This is a genomic window from Streptomyces sp. NRRL B-24085, from assembly GCF_001282115.1.
Taxonomy (GTDB): domain Bacteria; phylum Actinomycetota; class Actinomycetes; order Streptomycetales; family Streptomycetaceae; genus Streptomyces.
Genome location: NZ_LJBR01000665.1, coordinates 1 through 1,087, shown reverse-complemented (window position 1 = coordinate 1,087; position 1,087 = coordinate 1). Strand labels below are relative to the sequence as shown.

Sequence of the window (1,087 nt, the reverse complement as noted above, 5' to 3'; positions counted from 1 at the left end):
AGCCGGGGACGGGTGTGGTCTTGCCGAGGGCGTCGAGAACGTTGTGGGCGAGGGCGAGGGTGGAATCGGTGCCAGGAGTGGGGTGGACTGTGGCGCGGCCGGCTGCCGGATGGTGCATGAGCAGGGCGGCGCGGGTGTGTGCGGCGTCGTCGCCAGGGTCGAACACCACCATCGGGGGCGGCGGTTGAGGGCAGGTGAGCATCATCAGGCGCTCCGTCAGGTGGGGGCGGAGCTCCCGGGTGCAGGGGCGGATACGGAAGAGGGCCGGGTGGCGGTCATGCGAGGCGGCTGAAGGCCCAGCGCAGCAGGTCCCGGTCCGCCCGGGGCCGGCCGGTGCGGGCGAGTGCGGTACGGGTGTGCGCGGTCAGCTGGGCCCAGGCACGGAAGTTGCCGTGTGCTGCGTGCTGGTCGGCGAAGGTGATGTCGTCGGGGTCGGTGTCGGCCCAGATCGGGTGGAACAGGGGGATGGCTTCGAGGACCTCGCCGGGGGTGAGGCGGGTGAAGTGCTGCCAGATGAAGACGCGGGAGGAGAGCATCGGTTCGCGGCGCAGCACGGTGTGGCAGCCCTCGCCGCCGACGAAGATGATCGCGAGCTGGGTGGAGGGTTCGTCCCACAGGTAGCGGAAGTACTCGAACGCTTCCCCGTTGAGCCACTGGGCCTCGTCCACCAGGAAGGTGCGGGGGCGTTCGGCCAGGGCGGTCTTCAGCAGGCGGTCGAACTCGCTGGGGTGGCGCGGTGGTTCACCGGCCAGGTCGAGCGCGGTGAACAGTTCGTAGCGGACCGCGCGGGCGGTGGGACGGGCCCGGAAGGTGATCTTGCGGACGTCCTCGTGCTCGAGTTCGCGCAGGCAGATGTTGACGGCGAGGGTCTTGCCGAAGCCAGCGCCGCCGTGGATGCACATCATGGCGCGGGCATCCACGGTGTCGGCGATGTTGTCCCGGGCGGTGAGCAGGGCGCGGGTGGTGACCACGGACGCATCCGGCAGGTCGACGTACTGGTAGGTGGCCGCGGTCACGAGGCGTCTCCGGTTTCAGCAGGGTCTGCGGTGGATCCGGGCAGCCGCCCGGGGGCTGGTTCGGGCGGGAG

The 1,087-nt window shown here is 70.8% G+C and carries 1 protein-coding gene and 1 pseudogene; both read right to left on the bottom strand.

Annotation, left to right across the window (positions count from 1 at the left end; genetic code table 11):
* Positions 1–205, bottom strand: a pseudogene (locus AOJ26_RS43715) (hypothetical protein); the annotation flags it as partial.
* Between the two features lie 70 nt (positions 206–275).
* On the bottom strand, positions 276–1,016 hold the full coding sequence (locus AOJ26_RS41020; RefSeq protein WP_053853400.1) for an ATP-binding protein: 741 nt from the start codon (positions 1,014–1,016) through the stop codon (positions 276–278).
* Positions 1,017–1,087: the final 71 nt, after the last annotated feature.